The organism is Burkholderia sp. MR1-5-21 (genome assembly GCF_053427715.1).
Map to the genome: position 1 here is coordinate 1 of NZ_JBSAXD010000040.1, position 19,498 is coordinate 19,498.

Annotated in this window: 16 protein-coding genes and 1 pseudogene; 5 read left to right on the forward strand and 12 right to left on the reverse strand. The window is 64.2% G+C overall.

The features are described from left to right. A partial coding sequence (locus tag ACV229_RS35480; protein WP_448087734.1) for a serine hydrolase domain-containing protein occupies nucleotides 1-1,828 on the forward strand: 1,828 nt, incomplete at its 5' end. A gap of 150 nt (nucleotides 1,829-1,978) precedes the next feature. Here the strand turns inward: ACV229_RS35480 and ACV229_RS35485 are convergent. From ACV229_RS35485 to ACV229_RS35495, 3 genes are all read right to left on the reverse strand, one after another. Beyond that, the gene (locus ACV229_RS35485) at nucleotides 1,979-3,898 is read right to left on the reverse strand and encodes a serine hydrolase domain-containing protein (protein ID WP_448087735.1); all 1,920 of its coding nucleotides are present in this window, start codon (nucleotides 3,896-3,898) and stop codon (nucleotides 1,979-1,981) included. A gap of 123 nt (nucleotides 3,899-4,021) precedes the next feature. Next, nucleotides 4,022-4,903 (reverse strand): sterol desaturase family protein, encoded by an 882-nt coding sequence (locus ACV229_RS35490; protein WP_448087736.1) that lies wholly within the window; start codon nucleotides 4,901-4,903, stop codon nucleotides 4,022-4,024. A gap of 480 nt (nucleotides 4,904-5,383) precedes the next feature. Continuing rightward, nucleotides 5,384-7,324 carry an ATP-binding response regulator gene (locus ACV229_RS35495; protein WP_448087737.1) on the reverse strand — a complete coding sequence of 647 codons (1,941 nt, stop codon included), beginning with the start codon at nucleotides 7,322-7,324 and terminating at the stop codon, nucleotides 5,384-5,386. On the opposite strand from ACV229_RS35495, the gene ACV229_RS35500 reads away from it, so the two are divergent. Next, nucleotides 7,295-7,954 (forward strand): response regulator, encoded by a 660-nt coding sequence (locus ACV229_RS35500; protein ID WP_448087738.1) that lies wholly within the window; start codon nucleotides 7,295-7,297, stop codon nucleotides 7,952-7,954. The two genes, ACV229_RS35495 and ACV229_RS35500, sit on opposite strands and share 30 nt — an antisense overlap. 224 nt (nucleotides 7,955-8,178) lie before the next feature. Here the strand turns inward: ACV229_RS35500 and ACV229_RS35505 are convergent. The 3 genes and pseudogenes from ACV229_RS35505 to ACV229_RS35515 all read right to left on the reverse strand — a co-directional run. Continuing rightward, nucleotides 8,179-8,616, reverse strand: a pseudogene (locus tag ACV229_RS35505) (hypothetical protein); the annotation flags it as partial. A gap of 108 nt (nucleotides 8,617-8,724) precedes the next feature. Continuing rightward, the gene (locus tag ACV229_RS35510; protein ID WP_448087739.1) at nucleotides 8,725-9,474 is read right to left on the reverse strand and encodes an alpha/beta fold hydrolase; all 750 of its coding nucleotides are present in this window, start codon (nucleotides 9,472-9,474) and stop codon (nucleotides 8,725-8,727) included. 43 nt (nucleotides 9,475-9,517) lie between these two features. Further along, nucleotides 9,518-9,823, reverse strand: coding sequence for a putative quinol monooxygenase (locus ACV229_RS35515; protein ID WP_448087740.1), 306 nt, complete (start codon nucleotides 9,821-9,823; stop codon nucleotides 9,518-9,520). A 107-nt stretch (nucleotides 9,824-9,930) separates the two neighbouring features. Here ACV229_RS35515 and ACV229_RS35520 point away from each other — a divergent pair, with 107 nt between their 5' ends. Beyond that, nucleotides 9,931-10,890, forward strand: coding sequence for a GlxA family transcriptional regulator (locus ACV229_RS35520; RefSeq protein WP_448087741.1), 960 nt, complete (start codon nucleotides 9,931-9,933; stop codon nucleotides 10,888-10,890). Between the two features lie 97 nt (nucleotides 10,891-10,987). Here the strand turns inward: ACV229_RS35520 and ACV229_RS35525 are convergent, their stop codons facing one another. From ACV229_RS35525 to ACV229_RS35550, 6 genes are all read right to left on the reverse strand, one after another. Continuing rightward, nucleotides 10,988-12,280, reverse strand: coding sequence for a D-amino acid dehydrogenase (locus ACV229_RS35525; RefSeq protein WP_448087742.1), 1,293 nt, complete (start codon nucleotides 12,278-12,280; stop codon nucleotides 10,988-10,990). A 158-nt stretch (nucleotides 12,281-12,438) separates the two neighbouring features. Next, nucleotides 12,439-13,089, reverse strand: coding sequence for an isochorismatase family cysteine hydrolase (locus ACV229_RS35530; RefSeq protein ID WP_448087743.1), 651 nt, complete (start codon nucleotides 13,087-13,089; stop codon nucleotides 12,439-12,441). Next, nucleotides 13,086-14,045, reverse strand: coding sequence for a D-2-hydroxyacid dehydrogenase family protein (locus ACV229_RS35535; protein WP_448087744.1), 960 nt, complete (start codon nucleotides 14,043-14,045; stop codon nucleotides 13,086-13,088). Before ACV229_RS35535 ends, ACV229_RS35530 begins: the two co-directional genes overlap by 4 nt. 102 nt (nucleotides 14,046-14,147) lie before the next feature. Then, entirely contained in the window at nucleotides 14,148-14,900 is a 753-nt protein-coding gene (locus ACV229_RS35540; protein WP_448087745.1) for a maleate cis-trans isomerase family protein, read from the reverse strand. 40 nt (nucleotides 14,901-14,940) lie between these two features. Beyond that, nucleotides 14,941-16,260: an MFS transporter gene (locus ACV229_RS35545; RefSeq protein ID WP_448087746.1), complete on the reverse strand. Its 1,320-nt coding sequence runs from the start codon at nucleotides 16,258-16,260 to the stop codon at nucleotides 14,941-14,943. Nucleotides 16,261-16,753: 493 nt separating this feature from the next. Beyond that, a complete protein-coding gene (locus ACV229_RS35550; RefSeq protein ID WP_448087747.1) occupies nucleotides 16,754-17,638 on the reverse strand; it encodes a LysR family transcriptional regulator in 885 nt (294 codons plus the stop codon). A 268-nt stretch (nucleotides 17,639-17,906) separates the two neighbouring features. Here ACV229_RS35550 and ACV229_RS35555 point away from each other — a divergent pair, with 268 nt between their 5' ends. Together ACV229_RS35555 and ACV229_RS35560 are read left to right on the forward strand one after the other, a co-directional pair. After that, on the forward strand, nucleotides 17,907-18,542 hold the full coding sequence (locus ACV229_RS35555) for a YbhB/YbcL family Raf kinase inhibitor-like protein (protein WP_448087748.1): 636 nt from the start codon (nucleotides 17,907-17,909) through the stop codon (nucleotides 18,540-18,542). A gap of 191 nt (nucleotides 18,543-18,733) precedes the next feature. Further along, on the forward strand, nucleotides 18,734-19,453 hold the full coding sequence (locus ACV229_RS35560; RefSeq protein ID WP_448087749.1) for a helix-turn-helix domain-containing protein: 720 nt from the start codon (nucleotides 18,734-18,736) through the stop codon (nucleotides 19,451-19,453). Nucleotides 19,454-19,498 lie beyond the last annotated feature (45 nt).

Genomic DNA, 19,498 nt, shown 5'->3' on the forward strand with positions numbered 1-19,498 from the left:
ATTCCTCGGCTATGCGGGAGCGGGCCTGCTGGCCGCCGCGTTGCCGGGCTGCGGCGACGCCGTGAGTGCCACGCCTTATGGCAACACCATCGCGGCGGCCAGACAGTCGATCCAGGCCGTGCTGAACGGCAACCCGCAGAAGCTGGCGAGTATCTCGGTCGCACTGTTCAAGGGCAACGACATCGTCTGGAGCGACGCCTTCGGCTCGGCCTCGATGCAAACCGGCACCGCGGCCACGACGACGACGCGCTACAACATCGCGTCGGTCAGCAAGGTGCTCGCGGCGTTGGCCGCCGTGATCCTGCAGGACCGCAAGCAACTCGACCTCGATGCGCCGATCGTCAACTACCTGCCGGACTTCTCGATGCTGTCGCCGGAATATGCGCAGATCACGCCGCGTCATCTGCTGTCGCATGCCAGCGGCTTTCCCGGTTGCAACTACTTTTCCATCGATACGTTCTCCCCGATCGACGGTTATGCGCGAGCCACGATGGCGATCCTGAAGAACCAGCATCTGAAACATCTGCCCGGCGAAATGGCCGTGTATTGCAACGACGGCTTCACGATCTTCGAACTGGTTGTCGCGGCGGTGACGAATACGAGCTACGCGTCGTTCGTACAACAGAACATCCTCGCGCCGCTCAAGATGACGAACTCCGGTTTCCTGACCACGCCGGTGACCGCGACCCGGACTTCGGGCGAGTTCGCGTATCCGTATCTCGCGGGCAAGACGTTCGAACTCGAATACATGAATGCGTACGCCTCCGGCGGCCTGAACACCACGCCGTCCGACATGATGAACCTCGCGCAGATGTTCATCGACCAGGGCGTGTTTCAGGGCACGCGGATCGTTTCGGCGCAAGGCATCGCGGACATGGCCGTCGACCAGACGTCGAATCTCGCGATCAACCCGCAGCCCGGCTGGCCGTGGGGGCTCGGATGGGATTCGGTCGCGCAGGCGACGCTGGATTCGGTCGGCATCGCCGCATGGAACAAGAACGGCGGCAATACCTTTTTCCATTCTGACTTCTTCGTGCTGCCGCACGCGCGCATGGCCATTCTGGTAACCGGCAGTGCCGGGAACGATCCGAGAAGGATTGCCGAGACCATCTTGCTGAACGCGCTCGTCGAAGACGGCACGCTGGGCGCCCTGCCACCCCTTGTCAGCACGGCCGTTCCGCCGGCCGCCACGCCGCCGAACGTCGCGTCGATCGTCGGCAACTATGGCAATCACCTGTATCCGCTTCGGGTGCGAGCGAACGGCGACGGTACGCTCGCGCTGGAAAAGTGGAGCGGCAGCGAATGGGATCCGCTGCAGGATGGCGCCACGTCGTATCGGTACTGTAACGACGGCTGGTGGTGGAGTGCCGGAAACACGGCACACAGCTATCGCTTCGAAACCGTGGCGGCAGTCGATCCGGACGGCAACCCGTACACGTACCTGATGGACCGCACCACGCGTTTCGGCGCCGGCCATGTCTCCACGGCGATACCGTTCGCCCAGAAACTGCCCGACCGGTCGGCGCTGGACGACGCATGGAGCGCGCGTCTGCAGACGCCCGTGTGGAAGATGAACAATACGGACCTGATACGCGTCCAGCTCGTGGCGGATCCGGGCGCCGCGCTGTTGAGCCTCGCGCAGATTCCCGACTTGCGGGGCTACATCCTGCTCGACAACCAGCCGCTGGTGCCGCTTGCCGACGATCGCGGCGGCATGGTGCTGAAGATCCCGATGAACATGGGCCGCGACCTCCACGAAATCGTCTTTACCACCGTCGACGGCGTGGCGACCCTCACCGACGGCGGTGCCGTTTTGACACCGGCGTGAAGACAGGGCCGGGGCGCGGCTGGATGATTCACCGACGATATCGCGACGTCGACGAGCCGCGGAACCGGCCGCGGCTCGCCGGCCCGGTATCGCCGTCGCTGCACTGCCGTTCGCAGCGAACGGCAATCCTCGAACACGTCACCCGGGTAATCAAGCCCGCTGGCACAGCCATCCGGACGCGGCCATCGTCTCGACGTCGTTTACGTTCGTCAGGCTGATTTCGAACAGATCGCGGCCAAGCATGACCGGCACCGTGACGGACATCCCGCAGCGATCGTCGGCCAGTGGCTTCAACAGCTGGTAGCTGGTATGGACACCGCCATCGACGCTGTAGCCGAACACCACATAGCCCCGCAACGCGTCCATGCTGGCGAGCGACACGCGCAGCTTGCCGGGCGTGGACACCGACTGCGCCGACTCGTTGATCACGTTCCATGACGAATTCACGCGCGCCTGCCACGCGGTGTCGAGCGCCGTCAGTTCCTTCAACTGCTGCGCATACGGCGCGACGCGGAACACATAGCCCGAGCGGTCGACGAGACGCTTGGTCAGATACCGGTTGCTCACCGCATTGCCCGCGTCGTCCGTGCCCGGCAGCATATCGAACCGGTACGACGTGGCATCGCCGTCGCTCCACCACCAGCCGTCGCTGCGATACCGGTAGGGTGTCGCGTCGGGGCCGAGTGCCGCCCACGCGGCGCCGTTCCATTTCGTCAACGCCAGGCTGCCGTCCGCGTTCACGGCGACTTGCACCGGCGTTGCTTCGTTACCGTAGACGCCATCGACCGCGGAAACGTCCGGCGACGGCGCGGCCGGCGGCGCAACGGCATCGATCCGTGCGGGCGCGGCGGCGATGCTGCCGTCTTCCTGCAGCGCCTGCAGCAGGATCGCAGGCGCGATGCTGGCCGCATCGTAGCCCATGCTGCCCGTGATCATCAGCGCCATCCGCGCGGCCGGCAGCACATAGAAATGGCTGGAAAAGAACTGCGTGCCGCCACTCTTGTACGCCGCCGCGGCGCCGGCGGCGCGCAGCACCGGATCGTCGACGTCGTCCCAGCCGAGACCGAAAGCGTACGAATAGCCGAGCCGGGTCGACTTGATCTGCCACCGGTCGGTCTGGTCCGTCAGCATGTCGGCGATCCCCGCCGCCGACGCAATCCGTTGCCCCCGGAACAGGCCGTTGCCGATGAACATCTGCGCGAGGTTCATCATGTCGAGCGGCGTCGTCGCCAGGCCGCCCGTGGCGTACGCGTTCGTGAATTCCTGCCCGTACTGGGTCCCGTTCGCGTACCCGAGCGCGAATTCGCCGCTCGTCGGCACGCTGGTCAGAAAGCCGGAATTCGTCATGCTCAGCGGCGTGAGGATGTTGTGCTGAACGAAATCCGTGAAGCTTTGCCCGGTGACGGCCGCAACCACCAGCTCGAAGATCGTGAAGCCGTCGTTGCAGTACACCGCGAACTGGCCCGGCGGATGATTCAGGTGCTCGTTCGCGAGCACCTTCTGCGCGGCCGCCGCATAGCCGGGAATCGGCACATACGAAAACATGTCGTTCACGTTCTGGCCGGGCAGGCCCGACGAATGCGACAGCAGATGGCGCGACGTGATCTGCGCGTACTGCGGCGACAACATCGAGAATGACGGCACGTAGCGCACGATCGGCGCGTCCAGGTCGATCAGCCCGCGATCCTGCAGGATCACGCCGGCCAGCGCCGCGATGACCTTGGTGACCGAGCCGATGTTGTAGCGCGTCGTCATCGTTGCGGCGGCGGCCGGGCTGACCACGGCACTCCCGAAAGCCTCGGCCCACACCACCTGGTTGCCCTTCAGCAACGCAACCGAGATGCTGGCGACATTCTCCGGGTTGGCGTCGCGCGCGGCCTGAATGGATTGTCGTCCCGCCGCAATGGTTGCGCGATACATCGACTGCTGCTGGATGCTGTCCGCCCCGCCGCAACCCGGCAGCACCGCGGATAACAATCCCGCACCGGCATACCCGAGAAATTGCCGGCGGCCGGCGCTGGCCGGGACGGCGCCTGAATGCGGATCATGCGGGTAGCGTGGGTTCGGCATAGGTGTTTTCCTTGTTGTCACTCCGATGTCATCCGGTATCCCGAACCGCGATTCCCGGCCATTCCGGCACGGACACCGCAGGGCGTCGGCCATCGCGGCGCGGTGGCCCGGCGTTTCCGTATCTCAAGAAACCTGCTGCGTCGCGCGCCGCGCGTCACGGGTAGTCAGCGAACTGCCGTCCGGGCTCCAGCCCGGCGGCCGGATCAGATAATGGATCGCCGTGCGCAGGTTCCCGGCCTTCGCGAGATCGCGCGCGAGGTTGCCCCACTCGTAAAACGCGATCCTGAACGGATTGTCGGTGCCGATGCTCGAGGTCAAACCGTAGTGCGGCGTGAATCGCTCCGGCGTGTACGACCGGAACAGCCGATCCCAGATCATCGTGGTTCCGGCGTAGTTCGTATCCAGGTAGTCGAAATCGCTGCCGTGATGGACGCGATGCTGCGACGGCGTGTTCAGCAGCGCCTCGAACCAGCGCGGCATCTTGCCGATCGCTTCCGTGTGAATCCAGAACTGATAGATCAGGCTGACCGACTGCATGAACAGGATCATCTTCGGATGGAACCCGAGCAGCGGCATCCACGCCCAGAACAGGAACGAGCCGCTGATCGTGCCCGTCCACGTCTGGCGTAGCGCCACCGAAAAATTGTATTGCTCAGATGAATGGTGCACCGAATGCGAGGCCCAGAACCAGCGCACCTCGTGACTCAAGCGATGGAACCAGTAATAGCTGAAATCGTCCGCGAAGAAGCACAGCACCCACGCCCACCAGACGTCCATCGGGACCGTGAAAATGCGATGCTCGTAGACCCAGCTCAGCACCGCCAGCACGAGTCCGCCGGTCAGGACGCTGACGACGAACGCGCCCGCCGCGAGCGCGATATTCGCGAGCGTGTCCCTGGTCCGATACAGCGGCCTCCCGAGCACCGCGGCGAGCACGACTTCCACCACGATCAGCGCCGCGAAAGCCGGCAACGCGGCAACCATGATATTGGGCAGATTTTGCATGACCGTTGCGCTCCAGGCCGGCGGGTGAATACGCCGAGGTTGCCGTTCAAGGATTCGACCGCGATCTGCCGGTCGGATGATGCGCAAGGGCGTCGAGATTCAAGGTGCCGGCACGGCACCCTGTCGCGATGCTTTCAGAAAGTGTCCGCGCCCGAAAGAATCGGCCACACCCGGTCTGGCCGGTTCTTCCGCGGCGCCAGGCGGCGCCGACGACGTGCCGATTCGATCGGGCCCGCGGCCCGACCTCCGTCGCGAGCCGGCCGGCCCGATGCCGGCCGACTCGAACGAAAGGATGGTCTACCCCGGATACCCCGGTTTTTCTGCGATACCCCGCGCTACCGTTTTTTGACTATTGCCAGCAGTTGCGAAGGTACTGCACGCGAATGGCCCGGGTAAATACCGCATATGCAGTATTTGCCGCGCAGGCCACCGTCTCGAACGCTTCACACTCACGGGGCGGCGAAAGCAGGAGAGATGCCGTCAAACCGGTGCGTCGATCAACGCCCGCATTTCCTGCGGATCGAGCGGCTTGTGCATGACGCTGAAGCCGCTCGACGACGCGGCATGGATACCCTCGGGCGACGTATCGCCGGTAATGATGATCGCCGGTATCTCGCGCCCGATGACCCGAAACACTACATGGACGACATCCGCGCCGGTCACGTGCATCGCCAGCCTGAAGTCGGTCACGATCATGTCGAGCACGGCGCGATTGGACGTCGCCAGCTCGACCGCCCGCTCCAGGGATTGCGCAGCGACCACTGTGTGGCCCCAGGCTTGAAGCAGGGTTTGCATGCCGGCCAGCACGTCGCGGTCGTCGTCGACGACCAGAATGGTTTTCAGCGTGCGCCGGCGGCCGGAATCCGGGTCCCTGCTCCGCTCATCCATCCCGGCATCACGCGGCTGGGCATGCTGGATCGCAGCCAGCCGTACGGAGAAGAGCGAGCCGCGGCCCGCGGTCGAGCGCACCCGGACGCTGGCACCGATCAGCACGGCAGTGCGCTGCACGATTGCCAGCCCTAGGCCCAGCCCCTGTTCGCGGTCGCGTGCCGCATTGCCGATCTGGTAAAACTCCCGAAAAATGTTCGGCAGTTGATCGGCCTCGATGCCGATGCCGGTGTCGAAGACCTGGATTTCGACATCCGCGCCGCGGGGGCGGCAGGCCACCAGAATCCCGCCGCGGTGCGTATAGCGCACCGCGTTCGACAACACGTTCGATAGTGTGGTGTGCAGCAGCACCGCGTCGGTTTCCAGCCAGATCGAGGTCGGCCGGATCTTGAGCGCCAATCCTTTGGTCAACGCGGCCTGACGAAATTGATTTTCCAGTGCATCGAGTTCCTGCTGCAGTGGAAAGCGGCGCGGTTCGGCATCGATCACGCCCGCATCCAGCCGGGAAATGTCCAGCAACACGTTCAGCAATTGCGACATGCCTTTCAGCGCGGTCCGAAGCCGTTCGGCAATATCGTCGAGCGCCTCGCGCTCGACGGTCGGCGCCCGAGCCATCGCGCGCAGCGTCGCGATGTAGAGTCCCAGCGCGTGAGTCGGCTGGCGCAGGTCGTGGCTGGCGGCGGCCAGGAACTGCGATTTGCTCCGATTGGCGAGCTCGGCGCGCTCCTTCTCCTCGGTCAGTTGCCGGATCAGGTCGACGTTCTCGAAACGCAGCGATACCGCGTCCCGCACGGTACGCTGCAGGGTCCGGCTAAAGGCCAGATTGACCCCCAGCAGGAACAGCGACAAAAAACCCAGCACCGAAAACAGCGCATTGCCGTACGCGAAAGACCGAATCGCGAACGGCAGCACGGTCGGCAATGCATAAGCGATATAGGTCGGCCACCACGAGGATAGCGAAGCCACCGAGCCGCCGGTCATGCCGGCCAGCACGATGCAGATCAACGCCGTCACGATCGTGTTGTGCGGCGCGAAAAACAGGACGCCCATGGCTCCCCACAGGCAGCCCGACAAACCCGCGAACAACACGTATCTCCGCGCGCGACGCATCGCCGTCTCGACGGGGTGCTCGGCCGTGCGACGATCGCGCCATACCATCACGATACGGATGCCGGTCAGCACGTAGATCGCCGCGGCCCATCCCAGCAGACTCCGTTGCGAAACCTCGCCCCACAACAGAAAGGTTGTCAGGCTGACTACGGCGATATTGCCGAACAGGATCGGCGGCGACTGGCGGTACAGCGTATTGACCAGTTCCAGCCGCACATGGGCGCCATATTGTTGAGGTATCCTTTTTGCCATTTCGTAGTCGCGTGTCGGATCCGGCGTCAAGCGGGTCTGGTGTCGATCTTGTCCGTCGCATGATGTGCCAGCACCGGGGATCGCGTTGTATTGTCGCAAAGGAATGGACTTCCGGGTGATCCGGGAAAAGGCGAAAGAAAAATGAAAAGCATCGTGCTTGCCGAAGACCACGCCATCATTCGCGACGGGTTGAAGCTGTTGCTGAACACGCGGGCCGACTGGCGCGTAGCAGGTGAAACCGGCGACGGGCGGATGGTCGATCAGTTGGTGCGTGATACGCAGGCGGACTTGCTGCTGCTGGATCTGGATTTGCCCGGTTGCTCCGGCATCGAACTGGCGAAGCGAATCAAGGCGCAATCCCCGCAGACCAGGATTCTGGTGGTCACGGGCAATCAGAACCCCGTCACGGTCCGGGCGGCGGTGGCCGTCGGCGTCGACGGGTATATGCTCAAACACGAAGACGGCGACGAACTGCTGCATGCCATTTCGCTGGTGCTGTCGGGTATCCGCTATATCAGCGACGCGCTCGCCCATGCCCTGGAGATCGCGGACGGCGGTGCCGCGCCGTCGGTCACGGCACGGGAGAAGGAGATCCTCGTGCTGATCGCCAACGGACACTCCAGCAAGGACATCGCAACGAAGCTGAATCTGAGCGTGCTGACGGTACGCAAGCACCGGCAGAATCTGATGTCGAAACTGTCGTTGCATAACGTCGCCGAACTGACCGCGTATGCGATACGCGACGGCCTGGCCGTATCGCCCCTTCCCGGCGACGTTCGCGCGGACGAAATGCTGCGCTGAAGTCCGGTCGGCCGGCGCCAGGGCGCGATTGTCGGCCAACTTCGCGCTTCCGGGTTCGGCCATCTGGTGGCATTCGGGGGCGCGGACCGGAAGGCAGGAAAAGTCTGGATGCAGCCATTCGACTTTGCCTCGATTCGGAAGGCTCGCTGGCTCTTGACCTATGCGCAACGCAGTGACAAATGAGCGCCATGTCAATCATCAGCGATAGCGTTCATCTTGCTGGCATGCACGCCGATCACCGCGAGGCCGTGATCCTTGCATTTTCGGGCCCAGCCGCGCGCGTAGGGCAGCGCACGGACGCAATTGATGTACGAGTAGGTCCAGAAGTCGACCATCACGACCTTGCCGCGCAGCGACTGTGCCGTGAGCAGCGGGCTGTCGAGCCACCGGGTGGCGCCCGCCAGAGCGGGCGGCTCGCCTTCTACCGGCAGCGCGCCCAAGGCTCTGGCAGCGGCCTGCACGGGGCCCACGAGATGTATCGCGTCGATCAGTTTCTGTTCGACTACGCTGGTACTCGCCAGCGATACGTGTGTCAGCAGATGAGTATCCAGCCCGAGCGCAATGGCGGCCACCCCCGAGAATACGAAAGGCAGCACGGGCAGGATGCAGGGACTCAGGATGGTGAGCACCCCGCCCAGGTAGGCAGGGATCAGTAAAGGCATGGGAGCGACTTCCGTGGTGGGTTCATGGCGCGATTTGCGCGGCCTCGCGCCCGGATTGCATCCCGGTCTGCACGAGGCCGCGGGCAGCGTGGCCTATCGACTATCTGGCTACTTCGCGGCAGCCTCGATGACTCGAGCGACCTCGGCCGGATGCGACATGTAGACCGCGTGGCCTGCGCTCACTTCGGTAACCTTGGCGCCCGAGCGTTGATACATCCAGCGCTGAAGCTGCGGGCTGACTACGTGATCCTGGGTGGTCAGAACCGCGTAGCTAGGCTTGGTTCGCCAGGCCGCGACAGGCACCGGGGCGGCCACGGCTTTCTCCGCGAGTGGCTGCTGCGAATCTGCCAGGAATTGCGCCTGCTCAGCAGGAAGATCCGCCGCATAGGTCGCACGGAATCTCACCGGCGGGATGTAGAAGAACTTGTCCGGCGTCGCGCGCATGGCATCGTTTGGCGCGGCAAACTTCTGCAAGAGTTGGCCGCTGGCCTCGCCTTTGTCGGGTTGAAGCGCCGCGACATAGACGAGTGCGCTGACCTTCGGGTCGGCGCCTGCGTCCGTGATGACGGAGCCGCCATAGCTATGACCAACCAGCACGACAGGGCCCTGCTGCCGGTCGATGACGCGCTTGGTCGCGTCGACGTCCTCGTCCAGGCTGGTCAGCGGCTCCTGCACGATACTCACGTGATAGCCGTCTTTCGACAGGATGTCGTAGACGGCACGCCAGCCCGAGCCGTCCACGAGTGCGCCGTGAACGATGACGATATCTTTTGCCGGCTTCGCAGCTTCGGCGTGGGCCATCGTGCCACCCGCGGCAACCATGATGGCAACGGAACACATCTTTCGGAATGCGAACATTTTAATCTCCACGATTGCTTGTGCAAACTCATGTACAGGGGTTTCAGGCCACTGCGTTCTTCATGGCCAGAACGTCGAGCGTCTCGACCGCAGGCGGGCATGCCAGCAGCTCATCGACCCGCGCCATCAGGCTCGTTGCCATGTTGCCGGCGAGATGCGCCTGGCGATCCTCTTCACTCGCAAAAGCGTCGAAGACGCCGAACGTGTTCGGCGACAGCCTGAGGGCGAACCAGATCGGCGTCGTTGCCTCCCGATTCGTCAATTCCAGGCCGTCGGCAAGAAAGTCCGCCACTGCCTGCTCCTTTCCGGGCTTGGCTTCAAGTCGGACAAATAAAGCGTGCTTGATCATCTGCGTTCTCCAGTCTCCGCGTGAGGGGCCACGCGATGAGCGCACTTTACAAACGCGGCAGGCTGGGGAACACTGTCTGAATCGACAATTTTGATATCGATTCCGCCATGCGGATTTTTGTTCTGGCGCTTGAAGGCGTGTTCGACACCGGCCTCACCACCGTGCTCGATGCGTTGACGACCGCCAACGAACTTGCGCGCACGACGGGGATGGCCATACCGGGCTTCGAAGTCACCGTGGCGGGGATGCGGCCAGAGGTGCGCACTGCGCTTGGGCTGCAGGTTCCCGTCCACGACATGGCAGGTGCCCCTGCGCCGGACTGGGTCATCGTACCGGCGCTCAACAGGACGACGACGGACCTGCTCGTGCCTTCGCTCGGCCGCGCCGACGTGATCGACGCGCTCGGTGCATTGCGCGCGTGGCACGGTGCCGGCGCTCATATCGGCGCCGCCTGTACGGGCACCTTCGTGCTGGCCGAAAGCGGCTTGCTCGATGGGCGCGAAGCCACGACCACCTGGTGGCTCTCGCCGGTGTTCCGGCAGCGTTACCCCGAAGTGCACCTGGATGCGCATCGCATCGTCGTTCCCAGCGGCAGCACGGTGACGGCAGGGGCCGCCCTGAGCCATCTCGACCTTGCGCTCTGGCTGATCCGCAACAACAGCCCTGAGCTTGCGGGGCTCGTGGCCAAGTACCTCGTATTCGATTCGCGGCCGTCGCAGTCCGCCTTTGCGATCTCCGATCACCTGGCCCATTCGGACCCGCTCGTCGAGCGTTTCGACCGCTGGGTGCGCGAACACCTCGACACGGCCATCGCACTCGACGACGCCGCGGACGCACTGGCGACGAGCACGCGGACATTGACGCGACGCCTGAATGAAGTGCTCGGCAAAACACCCGTCGAGTACATCCAGGACCTGCGGGTCGAGCGCGCCGTTCACCTGCTGAAGACGAGCAAGGACAGCGTGGAGCGCATCGCCGAGCAGGTCGGCTACGCGGACGGCGTCACTTTGCGCACGCTGCTGCGGCGGCGGCTAGGCAAGGGGGTCCGTGAGTTGCGGGCGTCGTGAGTCCTGTCGACCTTCAGGTCGGACCCTGTCGGGTCCGGCAATCGCACCTTCCGCTCCGTCTCCCCCTTGTTGCGGTCCACTGCCTCCGATATCCCGTTCAGTTCAATTCGAAGTCAGCCGGTGGCGCAGGCTCATCCGCGTATCGGAACACGTTGAGATCGTCATGCTGGATCGCCGGCTTCTTGCCCGAGATCAGGTCGGCGAGCAACTGTCCGGAGCCGCAAGACATCGTCCAGCCGAGCGTGCCGTGCCCGGTATTGAGGAACAGATTCGGCAGGCCCGTCCGGCCGACGATCGGCGTACCGTCCGGCGTCATCGGGCGAAGTCCGGTCCAGAACGTCGCCTTCGACGTGTCGCCACCGCCCGGAAACAGATCGTTGACACACATCTCGAGCGTCTCGCGACGCGCCACACGCAGCTCTTTGTCGAAGCCGACGATTTCCGCCATGCCACCGACACGGATGCGCTTCTCGAATCGCGTGATGGCGATCTTGTACGTCTCGTCGAGCACGGTCGACACCGGCGCGGCGGCTTCGTTCGCGATCGGCGCGGTGATCGAGTACCCCTTGAGCGGATAGACGGGAATCTTCACGACGCCCGACAGGAATTTCGTCGAATACGAACCGAACGCAACAACGAATGCGTCTGCATGCACGAGCTTGCTGCCATGCAGCGCACCGACGACTCGGCCACCTTCGACGACCAGGCTATCGATGACGGTGTTGTAGCGGAACGTCACGCCGAGCTGTTCTGCAAGCGCCGCAAGGCGTGTCGTGAAGAGCTGGCAGTCGCCGGTTTCGTCTCCGGGCAGGCGCAGCCCGCCGGTCAGCTTGTGCGACGTCGCCGCAAGTGCGGGTTCAACCCGCGCGAGATCCGCCGGCATCAACAGCTCATAGGCGACGTTCGCCTCCTTCAGCACGGCGATGTCCTTCGCGGCGCCTTCGAGCTGCTGCTGGGTCCGAAACACCTGGAGCGTCCCGCCGGTGCGGCCTTCGTACTCGATCCCGGTGTCGGCGCGCAGCGTCTGCAAGCAGTCGCGACTGTACTCGGCCAGCCGAACCATGCGGCCTTTGTTCACCGCATAGCGCTCAGCCGTGCAGTTCTGCAGCATCTGCCACATCCATTGCAGCTGGAATTGCTTGTCTGCATCATCGGGCCGGATCGCAAGGGGGGCATGCTTCTGGAACATCCACTTGACCGCTTTGAGCGGCACGCCCGGTGCAGCCCATGGCGCGGCATAGCCGGGAGAAATCTGGCCAGCGTTCGCAAAGCTGGTTTCGAGCGCAGGACCCGACTCGCGATCGATGACGGTCACCTCGTGACCTGCGCGTGCAAGATAGTAGGCGCACGTCACACCCACAACACCGCTCCCCAACACGACGACTCGCATGCTGTTTCTCCTCAGGTGTCCAAGCACTTGACGTTCCGCCAGCGAATTCCGTGGTGCCGCAGCCTCCAGCCCGTTCGCCCATGTTAATGGACTCACGGCAGTTTTATTTATCGTTTTCCGTCAATCGACGGCTGAATTCATCGATCTGCGCAATCGCCTCAAACCGCATCGGCGAGCAGCAACAACGCCTCCGCCAGCGACAGCACCGTTGTCCGCGAATCGAATGCGGTAGAGAACAGATGTTCGTGTACCACCTGATCCGGGTCGTAGCAGCAATCCTTGACCGTGTACAGGCGGAAGTCCGCGTCGCTCGCATACGCGACCGACGACAGCACGACACCGGTCGACGCAATGCCGACCATGATCAGCGAATCGATACCTTGTGCGGACAGCCGCACCTCCAGATCGGTGCCGAAGAACACGCTGGCGCGATGCGCGATGATCAGCGGTTCGTTGGCCTGCTTGCCCAACTCCGGCGAGGTCCGGTCGTCGACGAAGAGGCCGAGTTGCTTGATTCCTTGCCCGTTCTTGTTCAATGGGCTGACTTCCGGATAGCCGGGACTGAACCGGAGGTTGGCGAAATAGACGCTGACGCCTTTGGCCCGCGCCGCGTCGCAGAGCTTCCGCGTATTGGCGAGCAAGGCCGGCGCGACCGATGGAAAGAGTCCGAGTATGTCGGTCTGGTAATGCATGACGACGAGCGCGGTTCGCGCCGGCGCGATTGCCGGAAGCTGCGAACCGATGCGCTGCGCGGACGTGCCGCCGGTCCCGTCATTCGTGCTGCCGTCGGGACTCACGTTGGTTGTCATTGCGCCACCTGACGCTGATCAAGCCAATCGACAATATTGCGCACGGTATCGCCGTAAAACGTCTCGTACAGCTCACGTGTCACATAGCCGATATGCGGCGTGGCGAGCACGTTGTCCAGCGAGCGCAACGGGTGCGTCAGCTCGAGCGGTTCGACATCGTACACATCGATCGCCGCCCCTGCGATCTGTCCGCTCTTCAGCGCGGCGAGCAGCGCGGCCGTATCGACGATCGGGCCGCGCGACGTATTGACGATGCGGCTCGCGGGTTTCATTTGTGCAAGCTCGGCTGCGCCGACCAGACCGCGCGTGCGTTCGCTCAACTGGACGTGGATCGACAAAAAGTCGGACGTCGAGAACAGCGTGTCCTTGTCGACCCGCTGCACGCCTTTCGATTCCGCGCGCTCGGCCGTCAGGTTCTGGCTCCACGCAATCACGTTCATCCTGAAAGCACGGCCGATCACGCCGACCGCCGAACCGATATGACCCAGCCCCAGAAGGCCGAGCGTCTTGCCGGCCAGTTGCGTGCCGAGCCTGCGCTGCCAGCCGCCGTCACGCAGGGATCGATTCTCGACGGGGATATTGCGGGCCATGGCCAGGATCATCGCCCATGCGAATTCGATGGTCGGTGTGGACGAATAGCCCGTGTGAACGACCTTGATCCCGCGCTCGGCCGCCGCGTCCATGTCGATCGACGCGTTGGCCGGGCCCGTCGACGCGATCAGCTTGAGATCGGGCAGGCGCTCGATGATCGAACGCGTGAGTGGCGTTCGCTCGCGCATCACGCAAACCACGTCGAATGGCGTCAGGCGTTCGACGAGATGCTCGGTGTCCGCCACATGGTCGTTGAAGACCGTGATTTCCGCGCGGTTCTTCAGCGGAGACCAGTCGGCCACGTCGAGCGCGACGTTCTGGTAGTCGTCGAGAATGGCGACGCGGACAAGAGACGAGCTGGACATGTCTTCCTCCACAAGATCCACAAAATCCACGAGAGCCGCGACAGGCCAGGCCGCAGCACCGCATTCAATCGAATGCGGCCCTGACGCGGGCAGCATCGCACATCAGAACCGGCCGGACAACAGATGCCCTGCGTTCGGCACCTGGGGCCGGAGGTCGAGCGTCTTGAGAATCCGGTACACCGTCGCAACCGACGCGGACAGCACCGGCTTGCCCAATCGGTCCTCGACCGCCTGAATCGCCGGCAAGGACGGCATCTGCACGCAGGCCGACAGCACGACCGCATCCGCTCCGCTCACGTCGAGACGCTTCACGTGGTCGAGCAGGTTCATCGGATCGAGGCGCCCGACCTCGAGATTGTCGGACACTTCCAGGCTGAGCGAATCGGTCACTTCGATATCCTCGCTCTCGATATAGTCCGCAACCTGTTGCGTGAGGGGCTTCATGTACGGCGTCAGGATCGCGACCTTGCCGACGCCCATCGCCTTGATGCCGTCGCACAGCGCGCCGGCGGAACTGACGATCGGCGTGCGGGCATGGTTGTCCTCGGTCACCTGGCCCAGGCGCTGCTCCGACAGCCGGTGATAGCCGGGCCCCTGGCACATGATCGCAACGAGGCACGCGTAGGCCAGCACGTCGCAACGCGCGTCGCTGAGCTCTTGCGCGCAGCGGTCGCTCTGCACGTCCATCTTCTTCAACGCTTCCGGCGTCACATGCATCATGCGCATGCGGGCCGAATGGAAGGTGAAGCGTTCGTCGGGAAACACTGCCTGCCGCGCATTGAGCATCGCGGGAATTTCCGTTTCCATCGTCGTGTTGGAGCTCGGCACGATCTGGCCGATGCGATAGTTCTTCATGATGAGACCGATTGGTGAAAGAAAGAAGGAAAGGACCGGGTCAGTTGCCGCTCGTCAGTTCCGCACCGCGCGTTTCCTTCAGCGCGAAGACGAGAACGGCGGCGGCGACATAGGTGAGCGAGGCCAGGCAGTAGGTCTGCGTGAAGCCGATCACCGAGATCAACGCGGGGACCAGCTTGATGCCGACGATCGCGCCGACCCGGCCGAAGTTGAAGCAGAAGCCCGCCGCCGTCGAACGCAGGCTGGTCGGAAAGAGTTCCGCATACCAGGCGCCGAAACCGCTGAAGTAGCCGGTAAAGAAGCCGAGCACCGCGGACAGGCCCCCGAGCATCGCGATGTTGCCGGCGGTCCACGCGAGCCGGCCGTCCTGCAGCGGAATGGCACGCGCGCCGTAAGCGAACAGCGGAATGGCGACCGCGATGCCGGTGAAGAACAGCGCGAAGGCCTGGCGGCGACCGATCCGCTCCGCCAGCACGCCGAACAGCAGATAGCCGGCCGTCGCACCGATGCCGGTCCATACGAGGAACACGGGCGCCTCGTCGATCCGCACCTGCAGCACGCTTTGCAGGTAGGTCGGCGTGAACGTCATGATGATCCAGTAGCCGTACATGCCCAGCATCGAAATGGACAGCGCGAGCAGCGTCGTCCTGCGCAGGCCCGGTTGAAAGATCTGCAGCAGTCCGCTCCTGCCGGCATTCGCGCGAAGGTAGCTGCGGTTCGCGAGCCACACCGGCGACTCCTTGACGAACGCGAAGATCACGAACGCGATGCAATAGGCCGGAATCGCCGCAGCGATGAACAGATGCCGCCACGACGACGGATCGGCCGGATCGAGCAGCGTCCACGCGAACACGGCGGACAGCAGGCTGCCTGCGGACCATCCCGTCTGCATCAGCGCCATCGCCCGCGCGCGCCCCGACGCCGGCCATACTTCGCCGACGAGTGCGACCGCGGCCGACCACAGTCCGCCCACGCCGATCCCGACGGCGAAGCGGCACAGCGCGAGTTCCGGCACGTCGCGTGCGAAGCCGCACATCAACGTGCCGGTCGCGTACGTCAGCACCGACACGAGCAGGGTCGTCTTCCGGCCGATCCGGTCGGCGAGGTTGCCGAGCAGGAATCCGCCGATACCAGTCGCCAGAAGGAACCACGCGGCGATCGACACGACGCTCGACAGCGACGCCGAAAACGAATGCGCGACGGACAGGATGACGAAGCTGAAGATCGACGCGTCGACGGCGTCGAACAGCCATGCGCCCCATGCCCCGCCCAGCGTGGTGTAACGAAGAAAGCGCGAAGTCGATCCGTGCGGGATCACCGCCGAAGGTTGCATGGTCTCCATTGCTCCATTGATTTTCATGGCCTGTCTCCGGGCCCGGTCGGTTTGCGGTCGTACCGCGGAGTTGCCGGGCATGTCGTCGATACGCTCCCGCGTCGGTGAACGGGGAGTCAGTCGGTGTAGCGTAGAAGCCGCATCGGTCCGTGTACATCGACCATTCGCGAGCCCGTCATCGCGAAATGCGATGACGGGGCTGGCAGGCTCGGGGGCACGGGCGCAGAGCGTCGACGCAGAAGAAACGCGCAGACGGTGGCGGCCCATCCGGGCAACGGCAGCAGATCGATAGGGCGGGGATTACGAGCGGTGTGTCGCAGGGCGCGACGTCAAAGCGGAATGGCGGATCGCAACCGATCGGATGACCGGAGGAAAGCGCAGCGATGCGGTCGGAACTGATCACCCCGCGCCAACATCAGGACCACGAACCAAATCTCCTGCACGCAGCGTTGACGATCGATACCGAGGCGCCCCCGATTGCGATCGCCCTTCAAGGTTTGCGACAGCAGGCCTCGCAGGCTCAACCGCTTGCGCGCAGATGGTCGAAGAAAAGCCGCGCGGACGGCGACAGCGCATCGACGCGACGCACGCAGATCGACAGTTCCCGGTCTGCCCATGGCTCGTCGAGATCGAGAACGTGCGCGCCGGACAGCAGATAGTTCTCGGCAATGCCGGCGGGCAGGACGCCGATTCCGACGCCGCATTCGACCATCCGGCACAGCGCGTCATAGGATGCGACCTCGACGCGGGAACGCAGCGACTTTCCCAGTCGCCCCGCTGCCGTCAGCATCTGCAACCGCAAATGCGTGCCGCTGCGCAGCACGACGTGCTCGTAATCCAGCGTGTCGGCAAATGACACGGATCCGCGAGCGGCCAGCGGATGATCGTGTGCGACCAGCACCTTCAATCGGTCCCGGCGGAACGGATAGACCTCGATATCGGCGCTATACGGCAAGCTGGTGAAGATGCCGATGTCGGCGACATTCGCGGCCACGCCTTCCGTGATCGCGAGGCTTTCGCGTTCCAGCAATTGCAGATTCACGCCGGGGTGGTTCGTCGTGAAGGATCGGATGAGCGGCGGCAGGAACGTCGATACCGCTGAAATATTCACGAGCACGCGAACGAGCCCGCGGCGCCCGTCCGAAAACTCGCCCATGCGGACCGCGATATCGTCGATGCTGTCCAGCAGGTCGCGCGCCAGCACGGCGAGATTCGCGCCGGCCGCCGTTGGCGTCATGCCCTTGTTGGTGCGCACGAGCAGTTGCGCGCCGACCGCATGCTCGAGCTCGCTGAGCCGCCGGCTCACCGCCGCCGCCGCAATATGCTCGTGCGTCGCCACGCTTGCGATCGTGCCGGTCTCCACGACGCGCACGAACAACTTCAACGAAAGGGGATCAAGCTTCAATGTCTCGCCCGTCCTGCCAGCGACTGTCTCCAGGCCTCGCGCGCGACGGCCGGTCGCCGACGCCATCGCCGCGGCGATGCCCGCTCGGCATCGCCAGGGTACTTTATGCCCGAAACCCGGCGAATGATCCTTTACCAATCAAATTGATTGGATATGTGACACGTTTGATCGCTTGAGAGATCATCGACCGACTCCAAGTCCCTACAATGCGGGTGTCGCACGTCGCTGCACACGCGACGCCCCGATTTCCCCATTGGACAAACTTCATATGAAACTCACCAGCCGGAGCTTCCAGAACGGCAAGGCGATTCCGGGCGAATTCGCGTTCGCCGTACCCGATGCGGCAGCCCATGTCGCGCTGTCGGCAAACCGCAATCCGCACCTCGCGTGGAGCGACGTGCCCGCAGGCACGCAATCGTTCGTCGTCGTCTGCCATGACCCGGACGTACCGAGCCGCGGCGACGACGTGAACCAGGAAGGCCGCGTCGTGCCTGCGTCGCTGCCCCGCGTCGACTTCTTCCACTGGCTGCTGCTCGACATCCCGGCCGATACCACCGAAATCGCGGCGGGCTCGCATTCGGACGGCGTCACGCCGCACGGCAAGCCGGGGCCGGACGCCCCCGGTGGCCACCGTCACGGCATCAACGACTACACCGGGTGGTTCGCCGGCGACGAACAGATGAAGGGGGATTACTACGGCTACGACGGCCCGTGCCCGCCGTGGAACGATACGCTCGTCCACCATTACGTGTTCACCGTCCATGCACTCGCGACCCCGACCCTGGCAGTCGCGGGTCCGCTGACCGGCGCGAACGTCCGGGCGGCCCTTGCCAACGCGCAAGTGCTCGGTCAGGCGAGCCTGACCGGCCTCTATAGCCTGAATCCCGACGTCGTGATCGGCTGAGCGGCCCATTCGCGAGCGATTCGAGCATGGCCTGGATACCTTCTGCCACTGCCGCGACGGAGCCCGCAACCGCACGATCGAATGCGGATCCGTCATCCTGGCGATCGCCGTCCGGCGCGCCGCTGCTGAGACGCGCGTTGTGCGGGCTCGCGCAGCCTTCCCTGAAGCAACCGCAACGCACGCCGCGGTTCATGTTTCACGAGGCGACGGCGCTGCTGATCGTATCCGGCCAGCTCGATCTCGATGACGGCACGCATCGAATGTCGATGAGTACACCTGAATCACTGGTATTGGTGGAGCCCGATACCCGCGCGGATCTGCTGAAAACGCCCGGCGGCACCGAGCAACGTTTCCGCTCGATCTTCCTGACTTTCTCGGCCGTGCTGCTGGACAGCTTTCACCGCGCCTATCCGACCGCAAGAAACGACGCGCCACCAGCAGCGCCGTTTCGCGGGGTGCCGCTCGACCGCGATCTCGCGGCGACGCTGCGTCATGTCATCGAAAGCGTGGAGGACAGTGCCATCAGCGACGAGCGGCTTCGATGCCGGCTGCTGGACTTGCTTCTGGCACTCGCCGAACGCGGGCACGTGTTTGGCCGCGTCGATCTGGACAGCACGTCGGGACGGCTTCGCGCGCTGATCGGCGACGAGCCCGCGCGCCACTGGACCGCGCAGACAGCCGGCAAGGAACTGGCGATGAGCGCGGCCACGCTGCGGCGGCGTCTCGCCGGCGAACATGCGCGATTCGAAGACCTGTTGATCGATGTCCGCATGCACCACGCGATGATGCTCGTCCAGACCACCGCGTGGGGTATCGCACGCATTGCGGAGGCGTCCGGCTACAAATCCCGGGCGCGCTTTACCGAACGGTTCCAGGAACGCTTCGGCTATATCCCGTCGACCGTGCGATAGCCCGCAACGAACGCGCCGCCCCGGGCCAGGACACCATCAGCGCAA